The organism is Bergeyella anatis, assembly GCF_036016955.1.
In the GTDB taxonomy this organism is placed as follows: Bacteria; Bacteroidota; Bacteroidia; order Flavobacteriales; family Weeksellaceae; genus JAYWXI01.
Genome location: NZ_JAYWXI010000084.1, coordinates 1 through 729, shown reverse-complemented (window position 1 = coordinate 729; position 729 = coordinate 1). Strand labels below are relative to the sequence as shown.

Annotated in this window: 1 protein-coding gene; it reads right to left on the bottom strand. The window is 45.5% G+C overall.

The window, feature by feature from the left end; genetic code table 11:
* A partial coding sequence (locus VQ048_RS12335) for an IS3 family transposase (RefSeq protein ID WP_327611944.1) occupies positions 1-729 on the bottom strand: 729 nt, incomplete at both ends.

Genomic DNA, 729 nt, shown 5'->3' with positions numbered 1-729 from the left:
CCATTTTTCCTCATCACGGGTGATAGGCCTCCCAGGGCATCATGCGGGCGATGGTAGTTGTAATCTTCTACCCACTCATGGGTTACCTCTCTTACTTCGTCCAGTGTTGAAAATAGATAGGCGTCAAGAACCCCTTCGCGGAAGGTTTTATTGAACCTTTCGATTAGAGCATTCTGCGTAGGCTTGCCCGGCTGGATATAGGTGAAATGGATGTCGTTCACCAAACTCCAGGTCTGGATAAGGTGCGAGATAAACTCCGGCCCATTGTCCAGCCTGATTTTCTTAGGCTTCCCGTACCGATTTACCAAATGTTTCAAAATCCAGACCACACGGCTGCTTTTTATGGAATAGTCCGCCTCGATATGCAGCACTTCGCGATTAAAGTCATCTATCACATTGAAGGTCCTTATCTTCCTGCCGTTTTCCAGCGCGTCACTCATAAAATCAATGCTCCAACTGTGGTTGAAGGCCACGGGGATATCCAGGGGTTCTTTTATGCGGCTGATTTTTCTCTTCTTTGATTTTCTCCTTAAGGAAAGCCCGGCATTTTTATAAATTCTGTGAAGCCGTTTATGATTCACCTTCTGCCCTTGGTTCCTCAGTCGGAAATAACACTTCCAAAAACCTCCCCGGGGATGCTTCTCACTTAATGCAATTAGATTTTCGTACAGTTCGGAATCATCCTTAATACTCACATATGCCAATGAACTCCGGCTGATCTTAAGTAAT